Origin of the sequence: Campylobacter sp. 2018MI10 (assembly GCF_018501175.1) — a bacterium.
Taxonomy (GTDB): domain Bacteria; phylum Campylobacterota; class Campylobacteria; order Campylobacterales; family Campylobacteraceae; genus Campylobacter_E.
Map to the genome: position 1 here is coordinate 1 of NZ_JAHCZD010000132.1, position 387 is coordinate 387.

Sequence of the window (387 nt, forward strand, 5' to 3'; positions counted from 1 at the left end):
CTGCAGCTGCAGCAAAAGCACTTTGTGAAGCAGGTGTAGATGCGGTTAAAGTAGGTATTGGGCCAGGAAGTATTTGTACCACACGTATTGTTTCAGGTGTGGGTGTGCCTCAAATTTCAGCCATTGATGAGTGTGTGGAAGAAGCAAATAAATTTGGCGTTCCTGTGATAGCTGATGGTGGAATTAAATATTCAGGTGATATTGCAAAAGCTTTAGCCGTAGGTGCGAGTTCTGTTATGATAGGATCGCTTTTAGCTGGAACAGATGAGAGTCCAGGAGAGCTTTTTACTTATCAAGGAAGACAATATAAGTCTTATCGTGGTATGGGGTCGCTTGGGGCTGTGCAAAAGGGAAGTTCAGACAGATACTTTCAGCAAGGTACTGCTC

At 43.9% G+C, this 387-nt stretch carries 1 protein-coding gene; it reads left to right on the plus strand.

Annotated elements, in window-relative coordinates; all coding sequences use genetic code 11:
* Nucleotides 1-387, plus strand: a 387-nt coding sequence (locus tag KJR01_RS10000) for an IMP dehydrogenase (RefSeq protein WP_214119103.1), incomplete at both ends; no start/stop codon positions are given.